At 39.3% G+C, this 17538-nt stretch carries 21 protein-coding genes and 1 riboswitch; of the genes, 10 read left to right on the top strand and 11 right to left on the bottom strand.

Annotation, left to right across the window (positions count from 1 at the left end; translation table 11 throughout):
- Nucleotides 1–165 precede the first annotated feature (165 nt).
- From KO561_RS13940 to KO561_RS13950, 3 genes are read left to right on the top strand one after another with little or no spacing between them, the layout of a single operon-like run.
- Entirely contained in the window at nucleotides 166–729 is a 564-nt protein-coding gene (locus tag KO561_RS13940; protein WP_231093883.1) for a 5' nucleotidase, NT5C type, read from the top strand.
- Nucleotides 716–1645: an NAD(P)/FAD-dependent oxidoreductase gene (locus tag KO561_RS13945; RefSeq protein WP_231093884.1), complete on the top strand. Its 930-nt coding sequence runs from the start codon at nucleotides 716–718 to the stop codon at nucleotides 1643–1645. Before KO561_RS13940 ends, KO561_RS13945 begins: the two co-directional genes overlap by 14 nt.
- Nucleotides 1646–1659: 14 nt before the next feature.
- Nucleotides 1660–2025 (top strand): DUF1801 domain-containing protein, encoded by a 366-nt coding sequence (locus KO561_RS13950; protein ID WP_231093885.1) that lies wholly within the window; start codon nucleotides 1660–1662, stop codon nucleotides 2023–2025.
- Here the strand turns inward: KO561_RS13950 and KO561_RS13955 are convergent.
- Complete coding sequence (locus KO561_RS13955) at nucleotides 2022–2753, bottom strand: alpha/beta hydrolase (protein ID WP_231093886.1); 732 nt, start codon at nucleotides 2751–2753, stop codon at nucleotides 2022–2024. The two genes, KO561_RS13950 and KO561_RS13955, sit on opposite strands and share 4 nt — an antisense overlap.
- A 246-nt stretch (nucleotides 2754–2999) precedes the next feature.
- A riboswitch (TPP riboswitch) is annotated at nucleotides 3000–3106 on the top strand.
- A 170-nt stretch (nucleotides 3107–3276) separates the two neighbouring features.
- On the opposite strand from KO561_RS13955, the gene tenA reads away from it, so the two are divergent.
- The 6 genes from tenA to KO561_RS13985 all read left to right on the top strand — a co-directional run bounded on the left by tenA (nucleotide 3277) and on the right by KO561_RS13985 (nucleotide 8058).
- Complete coding sequence (gene tenA, locus KO561_RS13960; RefSeq protein ID WP_231093887.1) at nucleotides 3277–3957, top strand: thiaminase II; 681 nt, start codon at nucleotides 3277–3279, stop codon at nucleotides 3955–3957.
- A complete protein-coding gene (gene thiD, locus KO561_RS13965; RefSeq protein ID WP_231097160.1) occupies nucleotides 3954–4787 on the top strand; it encodes a bifunctional hydroxymethylpyrimidine kinase/phosphomethylpyrimidine kinase in 834 nt (277 codons plus the stop codon). The genes tenA and thiD overlap by 4 nt, the downstream gene beginning before the upstream one ends.
- Complete coding sequence (gene thiM, locus KO561_RS13970) at nucleotides 4780–5592, top strand: hydroxyethylthiazole kinase (RefSeq protein WP_231093888.1); 813 nt, start codon at nucleotides 4780–4782, stop codon at nucleotides 5590–5592. Before thiD ends, thiM begins: the two co-directional genes overlap by 8 nt.
- Nucleotides 5589–6224, top strand: coding sequence for a thiamine phosphate synthase (thiE, locus tag KO561_RS13975; protein WP_231093889.1), 636 nt, complete (start codon nucleotides 5589–5591; stop codon nucleotides 6222–6224). The genes thiM and thiE overlap by 4 nt, the downstream gene beginning before the upstream one ends.
- Nucleotides 6225–6719: 495 nt before the next feature.
- Nucleotides 6720–7208 carry a cyclic pyranopterin monophosphate synthase MoaC gene (gene moaC / locus KO561_RS13980; protein WP_231093890.1) on the top strand — a complete coding sequence of 163 codons (489 nt, stop codon included), beginning with the start codon at nucleotides 6720–6722 and terminating at the stop codon, nucleotides 7206–7208.
- A gap of 607 nt (nucleotides 7209–7815) precedes the next feature.
- Nucleotides 7816–8058, top strand: coding sequence for a hypothetical protein (locus KO561_RS13985; protein WP_231093891.1), 243 nt, complete (start codon nucleotides 7816–7818; stop codon nucleotides 8056–8058).
- Between the two features lie 295 nt (nucleotides 8059–8353).
- Here the strand turns inward: KO561_RS13985 and modB are convergent, their stop codons facing one another.
- The 10 genes from modB to motA form a co-directional block, all read right to left on the bottom strand.
- Nucleotides 8354–9013 (bottom strand): molybdate ABC transporter permease subunit, encoded by a 660-nt coding sequence (gene modB, locus KO561_RS13990; RefSeq protein WP_231093892.1) that lies wholly within the window; start codon nucleotides 9011–9013, stop codon nucleotides 8354–8356.
- A 5-nt stretch (nucleotides 9014–9018) separates the two neighbouring features.
- On the bottom strand, nucleotides 9019–9768 hold the full coding sequence (gene modA, locus KO561_RS13995; protein ID WP_231093893.1) for a molybdate ABC transporter substrate-binding protein: 750 nt from the start codon (nucleotides 9766–9768) through the stop codon (nucleotides 9019–9021).
- Nucleotides 9769–9783: 15 nt separating this feature from the next.
- Nucleotides 9784–10293 carry a MogA/MoaB family molybdenum cofactor biosynthesis protein gene (locus KO561_RS14000; protein WP_231093894.1) on the bottom strand — a complete coding sequence of 170 codons (510 nt, stop codon included), beginning with the start codon at nucleotides 10291–10293 and terminating at the stop codon, nucleotides 9784–9786.
- Nucleotides 10294–10676: 383 nt separating this feature from the next.
- A complete protein-coding gene (gene moaD, locus KO561_RS14005; RefSeq protein WP_231093895.1) occupies nucleotides 10677–10910 on the bottom strand; it encodes a molybdopterin converting factor subunit 1 in 234 nt (77 codons plus the stop codon).
- A gap of 3 nt (nucleotides 10911–10913) precedes the next feature.
- Entirely contained in the window at nucleotides 10914–11372 is a 459-nt protein-coding gene (locus tag KO561_RS14010; RefSeq protein WP_231093896.1) for a molybdenum cofactor biosynthesis protein MoaE, read from the bottom strand.
- A gap of 13 nt (nucleotides 11373–11385) precedes the next feature.
- Complete coding sequence (locus KO561_RS14015) at nucleotides 11386–12630, bottom strand: molybdopterin molybdotransferase MoeA (protein ID WP_231093897.1); 1245 nt, start codon at nucleotides 12628–12630, stop codon at nucleotides 11386–11388.
- Nucleotides 12631–12645: 15 nt separating this feature from the next.
- On the bottom strand, nucleotides 12646–13659 hold the full coding sequence (locus KO561_RS14020; RefSeq protein WP_231093898.1) for a ThiF family adenylyltransferase: 1014 nt from the start codon (nucleotides 13657–13659) through the stop codon (nucleotides 12646–12648).
- 19 nt (nucleotides 13660–13678) lie between these two features.
- Nucleotides 13679–14698: a GTP 3',8-cyclase MoaA gene (gene moaA / locus KO561_RS14025; RefSeq protein ID WP_408004874.1), complete on the bottom strand. Its 1020-nt coding sequence runs from the start codon at nucleotides 14696–14698 to the stop codon at nucleotides 13679–13681.
- A gap of 292 nt (nucleotides 14699–14990) precedes the next feature.
- The gene (gene motB / locus KO561_RS14030) at nucleotides 14991–15767 is read right to left on the bottom strand and encodes a flagellar motor protein MotB (protein WP_231093899.1); all 777 of its coding nucleotides are present in this window, start codon (nucleotides 15765–15767) and stop codon (nucleotides 14991–14993) included.
- A complete protein-coding gene (gene motA, locus KO561_RS14035) occupies nucleotides 15760–16554 on the bottom strand; it encodes a flagellar motor stator protein MotA (RefSeq protein WP_231093900.1) in 795 nt (264 codons plus the stop codon). Before motA ends, motB begins: the two co-directional genes overlap by 8 nt.
- 256 nt (nucleotides 16555–16810) lie before the next feature.
- Between motA and KO561_RS14040 the strand changes: the two genes are divergently transcribed.
- The gene (locus KO561_RS14040) at nucleotides 16811–17524 is read left to right on the top strand and encodes a tubby C-terminal domain-like protein (RefSeq protein ID WP_231093901.1); all 714 of its coding nucleotides are present in this window, start codon (nucleotides 16811–16813) and stop codon (nucleotides 17522–17524) included.
- The last annotated feature ends 14 nt before the right edge of the window (nucleotides 17525–17538 follow it).

The following is a 17538-nucleotide window of genomic DNA, read 5'->3' on the forward strand; positions in this document are numbered from 1 at the left end:
TAGGTAAAATGTCTCAAATTGAAGATAAAATTCAAATCCCCTACAAAATGGTATGTTAGCCTATAAGACTTGATTCCGTTTTTTAGAAAATACTGTAACTCACCTCCCTCATCCATTATGATGGATATAAGACAAGCGTAATAAGAATCACGAGAGGTGAATAGATTGAGAACTTTACTGATTGATATGGACTCTGTCATTTGCGACCTCATGACAGAATGGCATAAGCGATATAACGAGGATTATAAAGATAACCTCCATGTTGGAAAATTAACCTCGTGGAAATCTGAGCAGTTTGTAAAGCCAGAGTGTGGAAAGAAGATTTACGATTACCTAAAAGAACCTGGGCTTTTTCTTCGTTTAAAGCCTCTTCCTAACGCGATAGAAGTAATCGATCGGCTTCACAAGCAATTCGATATATTAATCGTTACGAGCAGTGTTTCCACTGCTTTTCAAGAGAAAGAGCAATGGATTGAGGAATACCTCCCTTTTATCGGAAAGCACAATATTATTTTTTCTCATCGGAAAAATATGGTCGTTGGAGATTTATTATTCGATGATGCCCCACATAACTTAGAGGGTTTCCTTTCCAAAGGTCGACTAGCTGTCGCCATGGATTATCCTTACAACCAAAACATTAGTGTTCCACGGGTACAAAACTGGTTGGATTTTGAACAATTCGTCCTGAGTTTGGATTGGGAAAAGGAGAACGTCTATGAAACATGCTGATGTCATTATTTTAGGTGGTGGACCAGCTGGTATATCAGCGGCCATCTGGTGTGATCGACTCGGACTTGATTACCTTTTAATGGAGCAAGCCGCAGAGCTTGGAGGACAATTACGTCATATAGAAAACGCCTTTATTGATTATCCCGGAATTCTTACTAAGAATGGAAAGGAACTTCAGCAACATTTTATGAATCATTTAAAAAAGGCAAACATCGACTACTCTTTAAACTCAGAGTTAATCCAGATTGATCCAGTTCAAAGAATAATCTTTTTTAAAAATAATGGTGGCATTCAGAATTTGTCCTACCGTTACCTAATCGTGGCAACAGGTTCTGGTCAAAGAAAATTAGGTATCCCAGGTGAGCAAGCTATGTTAGATCGTGGAGAATCTTATTCCGCAACAAAGGACAGTCCGAAATTCAAGAATAAGCAAGTTGCGGTTATCGGCGGTGGAGATCGGGCTATGGAAGGAGCCCTTCTATTGGCGGAGGCTGGCGCTCATGTCCATGTTATTCACCGTTCCGAATACTTCCGTGCAAGGGATCAATACCTAAAGGAAGCCCAAAACCATGAGCGTATTCAGATTTATACGAATACATATGCCTCGAAAATTAACGGCGAGCAACAAGTGAACTCGCTTGAGTTAAACAATGTGGAAGAGAAACCTTTTATACTTTCTGTGGAAGCAGTATTTATTAGAATTGGCGTGGAACCTAATAGTCACTTTTTAGACGGGATGGTAGATGTTGATGCTGTTGGTTACATTCAGACCGATTCCATAGGGTTAACGAGTGATTCATCCATTCTCGCTATTGGGGATGTCTGTACAGAACCTTTATTTTCAAGTGTTTCTACAGCCGTTGGCCACGGGGCAGTGGTAGCCAAGTACGTATCTAGTAAACTAAAGTCAAAATAATGGGAGGAATATTCGTGGAGTTCCAAAAGATATTTAATTCACTTAAACCAATTTTAGAGAAATACGAACCTTATATGAATGTTGTTCACAATACAGACTCCCATTATTACTTGGACACCTCTTTCATACAGAAGCATAACAAGAAACCTGTCTTTTTTGCTGCGGTTCAGATAAAGAAAAATTACGTGAGCTTCTACTTGATGCCTGTATATGTAAAACCCGAACTTTTGCAGGACATCTCCCCCGAGTTAAAAAAAAGAATGCAAGGAAAGTCCTGCTTTCATTTTAAGAAAGAAGACATAGCATTATTTGAGGAGTTAGCAAATCTTACGGAAAAAGGGTTCACAGCTTTTCAAGAAACAGGGTTCATCCAAGCTTAAGCTTGATTTCTAAATAACCATGCCACTGCCTCAGGGAAAACGGCTTGAAAGAAAGCAACTTCATGCTTTCGACCAGGTACTTTCTTGTATGTGTATTCCTTTAACCCGTTTTCCCTCATAATCGCTATGGCCTCTTCCGTGTTAGACACCATGTCCTTTTGTACATTTGTTTTATTTTCCCCTTCGCTTTCTCCAACAGACAGGAACATACGTTGATTTTTCATATTTAGATGTTGGCTACGCATAAACGAAAGGAATCCTTCATACCAGAGCGAAGTCGACAATAAGCCAAATCGAGTAAACACATCCGAATATTTGTAGCAAGCATAAAGAGAAATCAACCCTCCTAACGACGCTCCGATAATCCCGGTATTTTCCTTTTCTGGCCTCGTCCGATACTGCTTATCGATAAAAGGCTTGATTTCCTCAACAACTAGATCTATATATTCCTTTCCCTTCCCTCCATAATCCGGAAAATCATCCCTTAAAGCAGGGGCATGCCATGGGGTATATTCATCAATCCGATTAATCGGTTCTATTCCGACTAAAATAACTTGTTGCCCCTTATTCATTTTTTCTTCCACTTGTTCAATCTGGTCTTTGAATAAGGCTGCCCCATCCTGAACGTAAAGCACTGGAAAGCGCTTGTTTGTTTCCTTGTAATCCTGTGGCAAATAGATGAATAAGGAATGATCATTAACCTTTTCTTCTCTCCAAAAACCTTTCATGCTTACCCCTCCATATGTAGTTTTCCCCTTATTATACCATTTGCAAAAACGTTCACGATCCTACAATTAAATACCTGTTACGCATTTCTTTAATAGGTGATAAGATAAAAGGTATCGTTCGTTAGAATTCTAGATATATAGTTTCGGGCAGGACAGCTTCTTTTTTTCTAAGAATCTTTAAAATTAACAAATAATGGTTGACATTAGAGCAGATACATGATTAAGTGAAGGGGAAACTACATATAGGAAGTCCACTAGGGGCGCCATAAAATGGCTGAGATAAGGTGTTAATCCTTGGTCCCTTTGAACCTGAACTGGTTAGTACCAGCGTAGGAAAGTGGAGTCGGGACATCATGGGATTACGTACCATGGTTGTTTAGGTGAAGAACAATTTACTTTATTCTGTACCTAGTATCAATTTCGTTTGATAAAACCGCTCCATTTTTATGGAGCGGTTTTTTTGTATAGCGAAGTTACCCGATCTGCTCGGACTTTCTTTCATATTAAAAAGGAGGAGTTCAGTATGTTGTTTTCAGAAAAGCTTAGAGAAGAAGCGGACGAAATATTTCAAGGGATTTTTCAGCACCCTTTCGTCGAAGGAATCGGGCAAGGAGATTTAAATCGAGAGGCCATCGTTCATTATGTAAAAGCTGATTTTGAGTATTTAAACGCCTTTATCAACATCTACGGCTTAGCCATAGCCAAGTCTTCACACAGAGAGGATATGGCTTACTTCCATGACCAAATTGCTTTTGTATTAAATGGAGAAATTCATCCACACCACAATCTATGCAACGTTGCAGGAGTATCCTATGATGACTTAAAGGGATTCCCTCTCCCCCCTACCGCGGATCACTATGTCAGTCACATGAAAAGTACCGCTATGCAAGGAAGCATGGGTGAAATATTAGCAGCTCTATTACCTTGCCCATGGACATACTTAGAGATTGGCGAATATTTGATGGAAAAGGTTCAGCCAAAGCAGGAGCATCCTTTTTACGAATGGATCACCTTTTATGCGGATAAAGAAATTGGCCACTTAACCGGAGAGTTGTGTCGCCGCTTGGACAATTGGGCGAATGGTGTAGGTCCTGATGAGCTTAACAAAGCGAGGTCTGCCTTTATGAAGAGCTGCCAGTTAGAATACCGGTTCTGGGAAATGGCGATGACACTGGAGAATTGGCCCTTCCCAATCAAGCAATGAATCATACCATTCCCCTCGCCTTATCCATTGCAGGTACCGACCCAACCGGTGGAGCAGGTATTCAAGCTGACTTAAAGACTTTCCAAGAACGAGAAGTATATGGAATGAGTGTGATTACTTCCGTTGTTGCTCAAAATACGATAGGGGTTCAGGACGTTCATCATATTCCTTTAGACTTTATCGAGAGTCAATTGAAGTCTGTCTTAAGTGATTTGCCTCCACATTCTGTTAAAACAGGTATGATCGCAACACCAGAGATGATGGAAATGATCGCAGCTTACCTTAGGAATCAATCTATCCCTTACGTTTTAGATCCCGTGATGGTTGCCAAAAGTGGGCATGCTTTAATGGATCCAGCCTCACAGGATATTGTACGGGAAGCATTAGTTCCCTTAGCCACTATCGTAACGCCAAATATTCCTGAAGCAGAGATCCTAGTAGATTTCCAGATTCAAGACTTATATGATGCGCAACGAGCCGCTAAAGTACTTGTAGAGGAGCTTGGAGCAGAAGCAGCTGTCGTCAAAGGGGGACATTTAAAAGGAGAGGCCGTTGATATTTTATATGTCAATAATAGGTTCTATACATTCCCATCCATACGAACAAATACAAAGCATACCCATGGGACAGGATGTACCTTTTCCGCCGTCCTCGCAGCCGAACTAGCCAAGCAAAAATCGATTGTCGAGGCCGTATCCATTGCCAAGAAATTTATTACAGATGCCATTCGATATACTCTTAACATCGGGAACGGAAACGGCCCAACCAATCATTGGGGATATCGTTTAAAAAACATTCCAACCGTTAAAGGAGAGAATCATCATGTCTAATCTACCCACTTATATAAATCGTGTACGCGCAAAACAGCCGCTCGTTCATAATATTACGAATCAAGTGGTCATTAATTTTACGGCAAATGGATTGTATGCCATTGGTGCTGCGCCAGTTATGACGAATGCAATCGAAGAAACGGCAGATATGGCAGGAAACGCAGATGCTCTTTTATTAAATATTGGAACTCTATCATCTTCCCAAGTTGAGGCCATGATGCTAGCTGGAAAGGCGGCTAACAAGAAAGGAATTCCTGTTGTATTGGATCCTGTTGGAGCTGGAGCTACCCCATTTCGAACCAATGCTGCCCGGAAGATATTAGATGAGGTAGACGTTTCTATTATTCGAGGAAATGCTGGTGAAATCGGTTCCCTTGCTGGTTTAGATCTTCAAGTACGAGGGGTAGATTCAGAGGCGAGCAATAATGTGGATGAACTTGCCATTCATGCCGCTAAACAATTACAGGTTCCTGTTGCTGTTACCGGTCCAAGTGATATCGTTACAGATGGAGTAACAAAGTTTGTCTTAGAGAATGGTCATCCTCTTTTAACGAAAGTGACCGGGACTGGTTGTCTATTAAGCTCTGTCATTGCCGCTTTTCTTGCTTGTGGAGACGATGTACTAGAATCTGCTGCTGCAGCCATCGGTTTTTATGGGGTTACAGCCGAAGTGGCTGCCGTGCATAACATCGGACCAGGAAGCTTTCAAGTTGCCTTCCTAGATGCTCTTCATCAAGTCGGAGAGGATACTGTAAAAGAAAAAATTAAGTATGAAGTCCGTTCTATACGAGAAGAAATAAAATGATACGCTCTCTTCTACAACTCTATTTCATAATGGGGAGTAATACTTGCAGGAATAATCCACTTGAAGTTTTAGATAAAGCTTTACAAGCTGGGATTACGTTATTCCAATTCCGAGAAAAAGGCTTAGGAGCAAAAGAAGGCACAGAAAAAAAGCAGCTTGCACTTGAGATGAAGGCACTTTGTCGCGCGTATAAGGTTCCTTTTATCGTCAATGATGATGTACCGCTTGCACTTGAAATAGAAGCGGACGGAATTCATGTCGGACAGGAAGATGAAAACATGATATCTATTCGTCAGAAATGTCCACCTGACTGGATAATTGGGGTATCTGCTACAAATGTACGGGAAGCGAAACAAGCTAAAACGGACGGTGCAGATTACTTGGGAGTCGGTCCCATTTACTCTACATCAACTAAGCATGATGCAAAAAAGCCAATGGGACTATCAGGCCTTACAGAAGTTCGCCATATAGTAGGAGATACCCTTCCAATCGTCGCTATTGGAGGGATTCAGAAAAATCATATTCCTGATATCTTAAAAGCTGGTGGGGATGGAGTAGCCGTAATTTCTGCGATCAGTCAGGCGGATTCTCCATTCGTGGCGGCAGCTGAAATGAAAGAAGAAACCCAGTAGTACATTATCTCCCCATAACTTTTCCTTGAAAAACAGTTAGTTTTAAACTAGCTGTTTTTTTTAAAATAGCTAAAAAGAGATAACTTCCTTTTTTCGATGCGACCATTTTGGTGAAAAATCTGCTGTTTTATTAATATTTCCAAAATTACCTGGTTAAATACTTTCACCCTTTTCACCCTTTTATTATGGAGAAAATGCTTTAACAAATAATTTACCTAGTTAAAGCATTCCCTCCATTTCAGAACGTCAGTCATAATGTAGAGAACGTCAATGAGTAGAACAGTATACCACTCGGCCTTCTATTTTATCATTCCACTATTCACTTGCTATATTTATAAATTCTTCCATTAACGTAGTCTTCCCACTGTTTTTATAACCTACAACTTGTAGCTTAATCACGGAGATCACCTCTACTTCCGGATAAACGTTTATATCCGCTTCATTTATCTTTATAATATACCTATAGTTTACAGGAAAGGTAGGATGAAACAAAACATGAGTGAATTCACACATTTTGACCAGCACGGAAGAGCCAAAATGGTCGATATTTCAGATAAAACGGACACAACACGAGTAGCCATCGCCCAATCAAGCATAGAGGTGAACCAAGAAATTTATGAGGCTATCGTTGAAGGTACGAATAAAAAAGGAGATGTCCTTTCTGTTGCCCAAATTGCTGGGATTATGGGAGCTAAACAGACAGCGAATGTTATTCCGATGTGTCATCCTCTTTCACTTTCAGGTGTTCAAGTTTCTTTTGATTGGGAAAAAGGCAACGATAGCTATGTTCTTCTTATAAAAGCTGAAGTCAAAACAAAAGGAAGTACTGGTGTAGAAATAGAAGCACTGACGGCCGCTTCCATCACCGCCCTTACCGTTTATGATATGTGCAAAGCCGTTGATAAAGGCATGATCATTGGTCCTACTTTTCTGTTAGAAAAGACAGGTGGAAAAAGTGGAGATTTTAAACGAAAGAACACTTAGATAACAAAAGCTCGGTGCGTACGAACTGGACCATCAGAAAAAAGCATGTGAATGATACGGTGATTTCACATGCTCCTAAATTAGGGAAGTTTGAGCTCTGTACAATATCAAATTTAACCTAAAGCTTCATGGTTACTCACCAACTGCTGATTTATTATTACTTTTCAGATTTTTTTAATTCAGTTATCATTAACGGGTGCTAGAATGGAACAAGGAGTTGTTTATTTGTCAGCTCCTATTTCTTATTGAAGTAAAGAGCGGGAATGTTTAATAAAGGTTGAAAGTAGTGGGGGTGCTATTATCGGGTTTTTTAGACATAATTGGTCCAGTAATTGTGTTTTACATTTTAGATATTATCTTGATTCCGATTATAAAGTTGTAAAGAACAAAATTGCTCGGATATTGTTATAACGTTTGTAATTCTTTTTGTTTTACAGTGGTTTATCGGTTTTATTTTCCACTAATAAACCAATACCATTTAATTATTCTTCTTGTGCTAAAGGGTGCTTATCTTGAACAATTAATTTATCAATTTCTATCTGTGATTAGATAATATCTACTTAATCCTATGATATAATATAAAATGATTATTTGAAGAGGTGATTTAATGGATAATGACCAGTTGCTTAGAATCATCTTAGAACGATTTGATAAGATGGACTTGCAGTTCAAAGAAGTATTAAACAGACTTGATAGTATAGAGAAAAGTCAGCAGGATGATGTTAAAGGAACATTACATTTAATATCTAAGAAGGTTGACAATATCTTGTATGATGTTGATTATTTAAGTGAGAAAACAGGTAAACATGATACGAAAATAAATAATCTTGAGAAAAGAGTCCAGTCTTAATGGAAAGAATGGATTCTCTTATAATGCAGTTTGTGAAGAGGTACACTTAAATTAACGGGTGCGATGCTTTAACAAGGCATCGCACCATTAGTAGAACAAGACAATATAAATGAAAACAATTTACCTATTAAGACAAGTGTTAAAATGGTTGTTAAATACACTGCGAAAACAAATGTATTTGTTATGGATTTAATGTTTTCTCCACGGTAAGTGAACTACTTATTGCATTCCAAGCCCCTTTTTAATAGGATTGTATTATTTCCCTAAATATTCTCATTTAATTAAATCTCAGTCCTTATTCTTTTGGACCTAGACGGTGAATGATAGTTAAAAACAACAACGCTAATCCAACATTGAACAAGACATATATCCAGGCCAGTTTTACATCTCCTGACTCAATAGCTGTATAGATAGCTGTGGGTATGGTCTGTGTTTTACCTGGAATGTTTCCAGCAACCATCAAGGTTGCACCAAACTCTCCTAGTGCCCGTGTATAGGTCAGAATGAGACCTGTGATAAGGGAGCGGTAAGCCAAAGGTAAGCAGACAAAGAAGAAGATAGCCCTGTTAGAGCCTCCGTCTATTTTCGCGGCCCCGACAATATCACGATCGACACCCGAAAAACCTGCCTTAGCTGATTGCAGCATAAGTGGAAAAGCTACGACACTAGCTGCTAGAATGGCAGCTAGTGGTGTAAACAATATAGTCTCCGCATCAAACTTTTCCATGATACTTCCAATTGGTCCGTTGTTTCCAAACAAAACGATAAGAAAGAAGCCTACGACAGACGGTGGTAAAACCAGTGGTAATAGAAAAAGGGTATCCAAAAAAACATGGCTTTGTTTATTCTGATAACTGGCTCTGAATGCAATTGGTACAGCAATAATAAATGTAAGAACCGCAGCCACCCCTGACACTAAAAGGGACAGTTGGACTGGGAACCAAGAGAATGTCATGATGGTTACCCCCCTACTTCGGAAAACCCATCTTCTTCAAAGATTTGTTGACTGCTTTCGTTTTGAATAAATTCATAAAATAACTTCGCTTCATCTTTATGTTCTGACTCCTTCAAAATAGAAACAGAGTACAAAATCGGGGAGTGCTTTTCCGGATCGATACGGTGTATCACATTTACCTTTTTGGATTGAACCGCATCACTATCATAAACGAATCCACCATCTACTCCACTATTTTCTACAAGTGTCAAAGCTGCTCGTACATCTTTAGTTGGAACAAGCGAAGACTCTACCTTTTGCCAAAGACCAAGCTGTTCTAGTGCTTCTTTTGCATACATGCCTGCTGGCACAAATGAAGGTGTACCGATCGCCAGTTTTTTCCCATCCCGAAGTAAGTCTTCAAATTGAGTGAAGCTACTATTTGAAGGGACTATCACAACAATTTGATTAGATAAAAAATTAATAGATTCCTCTACTAATTTCTTATTTATAAGTATATTCGTGTCTTTTTCACTTGCAGATACAAAAAGATCTACTGGAGCTCCTTGTTCAACTTGCTTTCTTAGCGTTCCTGTTCCTCCAAAGTTGTACGTAATATCAATGTCGGGATATTCGTCTTCAAATAGCCCTTCTATCTCCCTAAAGCTTTCTTCCATACTCGATGCAGTAGATACAGTCAATGTAATTTCCCTTTTATCAGATTGACAGCCTGCTATCAATAGTAGCGCAAGGAAAGCTAATAAACGGTTTTGCAAATCTTTTCACTCCAATTATCTATCCTTCTTCAATTCAAATACCATATGAGCCAATTCTGGTACAATTAATTTTTTCATCGCCAGTTCAACAGCTTTCGAAGAACCAGGCATGGCAAAAAGGACGGTACTACGAATCGTTCCTGCGGTCGCTCGAGACAGCATAGCAGCAGGTCCAATGTCATACTTGTAGCTTAAATAACGAAACAACTCCCCAAACCCAGGGATTTCTTTATCAAATAACGGTTGAACAGATTCTATCGTCACATCTCGATTAGCAATACCTGTCCCTCCATTGATTATTATTGCATCCATATGTGCATCGTTTACACCATCTTTAATCGCTTGTTGAATATCTTCCTTTTCATCCACTACGATTTCAAATTTTCCAAGGGTAAACCCTTCTTCTTCTAGAGTCGTATGAATCAATTGCCCACTTTTATCCGTAGCTTTCGTTCTCGTATCACTTACGGTAATAATCATGTAGGTTATATCCTTATCTGCCTTCTGTTTATGGTCTTCTAGCATGGATAATCCCCCTTCCGTTTATTGTTCTATATTATCATGTTTGAGTTTATTTCACGTGACATTTGTAACACCATCGATTTCAGAAATGAAAGGATAAAACATATTTAACTACTGTATTTATATATATGTATGAATTTGAATAGATTTAAAGATTTGTGACCCGGTAAAAGAAATGGAAAATTTCGGTTCTTAGGAAGGGGGAAATGGTGATATGAATGCTGCCTTCTCTACTATAATAAAACAAAAAGACTTCTCACCTATCCTTATAAAGTAAACAAGATGAAGGTGTATTAAATAAGCGAAAAGAGAATATAAACCCGAATAAGAGTCTTTTTTGTTCGTCTTGACTTGGCACAAGCCTATAGGCGCTACCGCCATGTTGGTTAACCACCACTTACATGTGGAATGAGTGCAACCGTATCTCCATTTTTAATTTGATCTTGATTGCTAGCATATTCTTCATTAATAGCAACCATAACTCGATCTAGATCAGGTAATCCAAAGTCATGAACTAACTTATCTTTCAGCTGCTCAACCGTCAAAGATTCCGTATTGATTTCTAACTTTGCCGTTCCTACTCCATCTCGTAAATGGGCAAATAACAACACTTCAATCATGTCTTATTTCTCTCCCTCCGGTCTTCCGGTCGGGTAAGAAGTGTTCTCTCTCTGATCCCCGATCCAGGATTCTCCGTTATCCCAATTTTCTTTCTTCCAAATTGGAACCATCTCTTTTATTCGTTCAATAGCATATTCATTTGCCTCATAAGCCGCTTTACGATGCGGTGATGAGACCGCAATGACTACTGCGATATCTGAAATGTCTAAATGTCCAATACGATGACTAATAGCTACCTTCGCTTTGTCCCATTTCTCTTCAATTTCCGTTCCTATCTGTGCGAGCTTTTTTTCGGCCATTGGCACATAAGCCTGGTACTCCAAATAAACGGTTCGCTTTCCCTTCGTCCATTCTCTTACCGTACCGATAAACGTCGTTATAGCTCCCGCTTCTCTACTAGATACCTTGTCAATTACTTGTTGGACATCGATAGGAGCTTCCACAATTTCAAATCGTTTCATTTTTCTACCCTTCCTAACTATTTTGCAACCTAATAATCTGAATACTATCGCCTTTTTGGAAGCCTCTCGTTCCACCTGGAAGCTCGATAAGACAATTCGTGCGGGCAAGCGAAATCACAGCACTCGATTTATCCAGCCCAAGTGGGGTTGCAATCCATTGTCCATTTTCCAAAAAGCATTCCGCCCGAATATAACGATTGAATGGATTGGGCTTAGGGAAATCATTCCCTAATATCGCTGGTGTTTGATCGGATGTTATCTCATTCTTTTGCAAAAATGTGTGTATAGCTGGCTTAGTAAATAATTCAAACCCTACGAAACATGCTGAAGGATTTCCTGAAAGTCCGAATAAGAGCTTGTCTTCGTATTCGGCAACAGTAGTCACACTCCCTGGTCGCATCGCTACTTTATTGAACAGAACACGAGCCCCAAGTTTATTGTAGATTTCCGGCATGTGATCATAATCCCCAACAGAAACACCGCCTGTCGTGATTAAGATATCCACTTGTTCCAATGATTCCTTTACTTTTTTAAAACACTGTTCCAAATCATCTTCTAACTGTCCTAAATAGAGAGGAATGGCTCCTGAGCTTTTTACCTGTCCCATTAGCATGTATGCATTGCTGTTTCGAATTTTCCCTGCTTGGAGCGGTTCATGCACTTCAACAAGCTCACTTCCTGTTGCCAAAATTCCAACCTTTGGCTGTCTAGTAACGGGTACCTTCTGATATCCAAAGGTGGCTAAAATAGCCATCGTTCCTGGCGTAATTTGTTCCCCTTTCTTTAATAACGGAGTTCCCTTTTTTGTATCTTCTCCTTGGTAAGAGATATTCGTACCAGATTTAAATTCTCTATTAAGATGGATAAAGGAATCTCCATTCTCTTCAGATTCCTTTACAAGTTCTAGCATGACAATCGCGTCACTTCCTGCTGGAAGCTGCGCACCTGTCATGATTCGTACTGCTTGTCCATGCTGTAGTGTTTTGGAATAAAGGCTTCCAGCACCTATATGGCCAACGACTTGTAGCTTAGTTGGAATTTCACGAGAGGCACCTTCTGTATCCTTTGCGATAATAGCGAAACCATCATAAGGAGATCGATCAAACAATGGAACATCGTGTGTTGCAACTATATCATCCCCTAACGTTCTGTTCAGGGACATGTCTAAAGATACTTGTTCTATCTCTCCAGGGGCTGCGACCTGCAAAACACGATCTAATGCATCTGTAACGGGTATAGGCTTCCTTCTATCTAACATAATGACTCCTCCTTCCTATCCAATCAATTGGTGATAAACCGACTTAGCCATTTCCACCTGATTGGTTCCGTGTACCAAGGTTCGTCCATCTGCAAAAAAAACAAATCGAAAATCCTTATATTCAACAGAAACGAGAAAAGGATTTTGATGAACAGGGCCTATTTCCTCCAGTTTCCTCGCTAATAGTGGTAGATTCGTTGTTTTTGTAGAGGTTCTAAGCTGAACTGCATTTCGACCACACAAAGACTCCGTTTTTAAGGATGCATCATAGGAAAGAAACGGATAGTCCGGGTGATTGCCACATGTACGACAATTTTTCTTTTTTGCTTTCTCTACTTTTATTGCTTGGTTCATATTGGACCATAAATCAAACAATATCAGCTTTTGGCGAAGGGAATCTCGATCACCGACTAGCCATTTTAAAATTTCTGTCGTTTGATGAGCTGCAATCATCTGCACGGCAGGGGAAATAATACCTCCTGTATCACAGGTTGCTCCCACTATAGGAGTCGAAGAAACAAGGCATTGCAGACAAGGAGTCTCCCCCGGTAAAATGGTATAACTCATCCCCGTACTCGCGACACACGCCCCAAAAATAAAAGGCTTCTTATGCTTGTGGGCCAAATCATTAAGAATAAAGCGAATATCAAAATTATCCGTTGCATCTAAAATCATGTCTGCTTTCTGACAAAAAATATCAAGGTTTTCAGCATTTCCATCAGTTACGACCGCTTCAATCGATACATCTGAGTTAACCTGCTCTAACCGGTTTTTGGCGGCAATTGCTTTAGGAAGCTTTTCTCGCACATCCTCTTCACTATACAGTTGTTGTCGTTGAAGGTTACTTTCTTCTACATAGTCACGATCCACAATCGTTAGTCTGCCAATTCCCGCTCTTGCTAGCATTTCTGCATTCGCAGATCCTAGTGCACCCGCTCCTAGGATCAATACATGACTTCGTAGTATGCTCAATTGGCCCGCTTCCCCAATCGGACGAAACAATTCCTGTCGGGAGTATCGTTCATTCATAGCTTTCTTCCTTTCTACCCTATCCACCTATATAAGACATCTCAATCCTTTTACGGTTTTTGGCCGTCTCTTCTGTGCGGATATCTGAGTATCGATCATCTCTCCCTGTCCAGATAGCTCTAACCTTTTCCTCCAATTGGATATCTGTTAAATCGGAACGAACAAGTTCTCTTAAGTCAAAGCCCGTATTCGCAAATAAACACGTATAGAATTTACCATCTGCGGCAATTCTTGCCCGAGTGCAGCTAGAACAGAACGATTCTGACACAGACGTAATGTAGCCAACCTCTGTTTCCGTTCCTTTATAACGGTACCTTTTAGCAACCTCTCCAACATAGCTTGGATCAACGGGTTCTAATTCAAAGTGCCTACTTAACAATTGATGAATCTCTTTTTTCGTAACCACCTGTTCATAATTCCAACCATTGGTAGAACCAACATCCATAAACTCTATGAATCGAAGCGTTATTCCTAGTTCTTTAAAGTATTTGGCCATTGGTAAGATTTCCTGGTCGTTCATTCCTTTACGAACAACCATATTTACTTTCACTTCCATTCCAAGGTCCTTCGCTTTTTTCATTCCCTTTATAATAAAGCTAGGTGGGACACCACTATCATTAATCGATTTGAAAAGCTCCTCATCTAATGCATCTAAACTCACATTTACTCGTCGTAAGCCTGCTTTCAATAAAGGTTCTGCAAATTTATTTAAATGAACACCATTTGTCGTTAAACCGATATCCTTTAGTCCATCAATAGCATGAAGTCTTCTGATTAAATCTACTACGTTCGTTCTTAACAACGGCTCTCCGCCTGTAATTCTTATCTTTTTTACTCCCATTTTCACAAATAGATAAGCGAGTCTCTCTATCTCTTCAAAAGAGAGGAGCTGCTCTTTTGGCATAAAGTTATAATCTCTTCCGAAGATCTCCTTCGGCATACAGTAGCTGCACCGAAAATTGCATCGATCGGTTACGGAAATACGAAGATCCTGCAATTGTCTTGAAAACTGATCCAATATCATTCGATCCTTCACCATCATCTCTCCTAACCTTCTTATTCGGTGTACCTTTCATTATAAAGAGCTAGATTTTACATGCTGTTACAAATGTCACAGCGTCCGTTTTCCTTGTTCTCTATTATATCGTTATACGCGATTTATGTAAGGGGATGGAGATGTATTCATGATATAGTTCTACTTCCAGTTGGTTAGTTTTTATAAAAAAATGTATGTTCCAAATAAAAGACCCTTTAAGTATCACATTTGAACTAAAAGACATAGTTCTTACATGAGGCTTAAAGGGTACGTTATCTTTTTTTAAATTCTTATCTTAGTTTCTCGGCAGTATCAATATTTCAACTCTACGGTTTCTACTTCTTCCCTCATCAGAGTCATTAGAAGCAATTGGTTCAAACTCTCCAAACCCTTTAGCACTAAACCATTGTGGATCTAACTGATCATTTTCTAAGAGGATTTTCATAAAGTTAACAGCACGCATTACACTAAGTTCCCAGTTTGAAGAAAACTCCGAATTACGTATTGGAACGTTGTCCGTATGTCCACTTATGATAATATTTCTAGGTGGATTGATCACAAGAAGCTGTGATATTTCTTCGGCAATTTGTAAATCTTGCTCTCTAACATCTGCCTTTCCAGAAGCAAAAAGAACGTTGTCTCGAATCGTTACCAATAGTCCTTCATCCGTTAAAGAAGTTTCTAACTGTGCAGTTAAATCTTTCCCTTTGATGTAGGCATTAATTTTGGCTTGTAATTCCTTTAGCTCCTGCTTGTCCCTTTCTTTCATCTGCTCTTCTAGTGACTTCTCATCTTTTTCTTTACTTGTCTCTTCCTTTTTTTCTTCAGGTTCTTCTAGAGACTTCGCATCAGGTTCGGGCACAGGACTTGGATTTTCCATTATTCCTGTACCGCTCGTGAACTCTTCATTGAATACTTCCGATAATGCTTCAAATTTTTTGGCATCTACTTCACTCATCGCATATAGGACAATAAATAACGCAACTAAAAGGGTTAGAAGGTCCGAATAAGGAAGAAGCCAGGACTCATCCACATGATCTTCATGTTTATGTTTTTTGCCCCTCTTACTCATCCGGAGTCACTCCACTTCCCTCGGAAATTTTCTTACGTTCACCAGTCGGTAAATAAGATGCAAGCTTCTGTTCGATAACTTTAGGAGACTCTCCTTCCATAATGGACAGAACTCCTTCAATCATCATATATTTCAGCTGAGCTTCTTGCTTCGATTTACGCTTTAACTTATTTGCAAATGGGTGCCATAATACATATCCTGTAAAGATACCGAGTAAAGTAGCAACAAACGCAGCACTAATAGCGTGACCAAGCCCTTCCTGATCATCCATATGACCTAAAGCTGCAATCAGACCGATAACGGCTCCTAAAACCCCAAGCGTCGGTGCGTATGTTCCGGCTTGTGTAAAGATAGCAGCACCTGCCTGGTGTCTTTCTTCCATTGCATCTATTTCTTCTGATAATACATCACGAATATAATCGGCATTTTGTCCATCTATAGCCAATGTTAATCCGTTCTTTAAAAACTCATCATCTACTTCAGCGGTTTTCGCCTCAAGTGCTAGTAACCCTTCTTTTCGTGAGAGCTGCGCCCATTCCGAAAATTGTTGAATAAGAACAATAGGGTCTGAAAGTTTCTGATTCTTAAAAAGGATACCTAATAACTTTGGTACTCTTTTTAACTCACTCATCGGAAAGGCAATCATAACGGAAGCTATCGTTCCCAAAATAATGATTAAAAGGGCTGCCGGATTGATAAGAACCTCTGGTGATACTCCCTTAAAGACCATCCCCACTCCAACAGCAATTAACCCTAGTAATAAACCAATTAATGAAGCTAAATCCATGTCGTTTCACCTATTTTCTATAAACTAAATTACCTTTAGTTTTAAAGTTGATACTATTTATTTCGTCATAATTTCTATATTTTCAATAGAAATCGGCAAATTTTTCACAGAATCTATTATCCATTAATTTCATTCAGATAGATTAGTAGAACCAAACAAGAGGAAAAGCTTTAGAATTTAGATTCCAATACTAAATTCTCTTGCTGAGCGGAACATTTTTAGATTTCATTCGTACATATAAACGAGGAGGAATTATATGGGAAGGCTTTTAACATTATTTGTCGTAGGTACTATCGGACTTTTACTTCGTTTCCTAATCAAGGGAGAGTTTGAACTTGATCAACTTCTTCTATTGTTCCTGTTTCCGGTCGCTTCCGTCGTGATTCTGTTGATAAAAAACAATCAAATTAAAAAGGATGCACAGTTTCAACCAAATGGAGACGCCTATGATATACAAACGAGGATGGCGGAACGTTTTAGCACCTCGAAAAAGGTTGCTACAAAAGGAGATACTATTCTTGGAAACTATCATCGTTTTCACAAAAAGGGATGGCACAAACTGTTAACAAATATCATGGATAGCCCAGGGAAGTTTTACATAAATTTCGAATTCAACTTCCCATCAAGATTTAAGTTTGTTGAAGTAAAAGAACATGCCATTATAGGGAATTCCAAATGGGAAGTATATGAAGATGACAGGTTGACTGGAACTATTGAAACGGACTATAGTGTGAAAAATGCAACTAATTTAAAAGAAAAGCTGATACTACAGTACGGAGAAGATACATATATCTTTCATTCCTTTGGAGTAGGATCCGAAACAAAAGTGGAGCATGATCAACTAGAGGTAGCAAGGGGAACACGAAAAAAAGGAGCTGTCTATGGACTTACTGTAACAGAAGCTTATAAAGATCATGAGAGTCTCTTATTCGCCGTATTTATCCTTTTCAATTATGTATTCGAACAATAGGAAAAGGCCTATCA

Origin of the sequence: Radiobacillus kanasensis, assembly GCF_021049245.1 — a bacterium.
In the GTDB taxonomy this organism is placed as follows: Bacteria; Bacillota; Bacilli; order Bacillales; family Amphibacillaceae; genus Radiobacillus; species Radiobacillus kanasensis.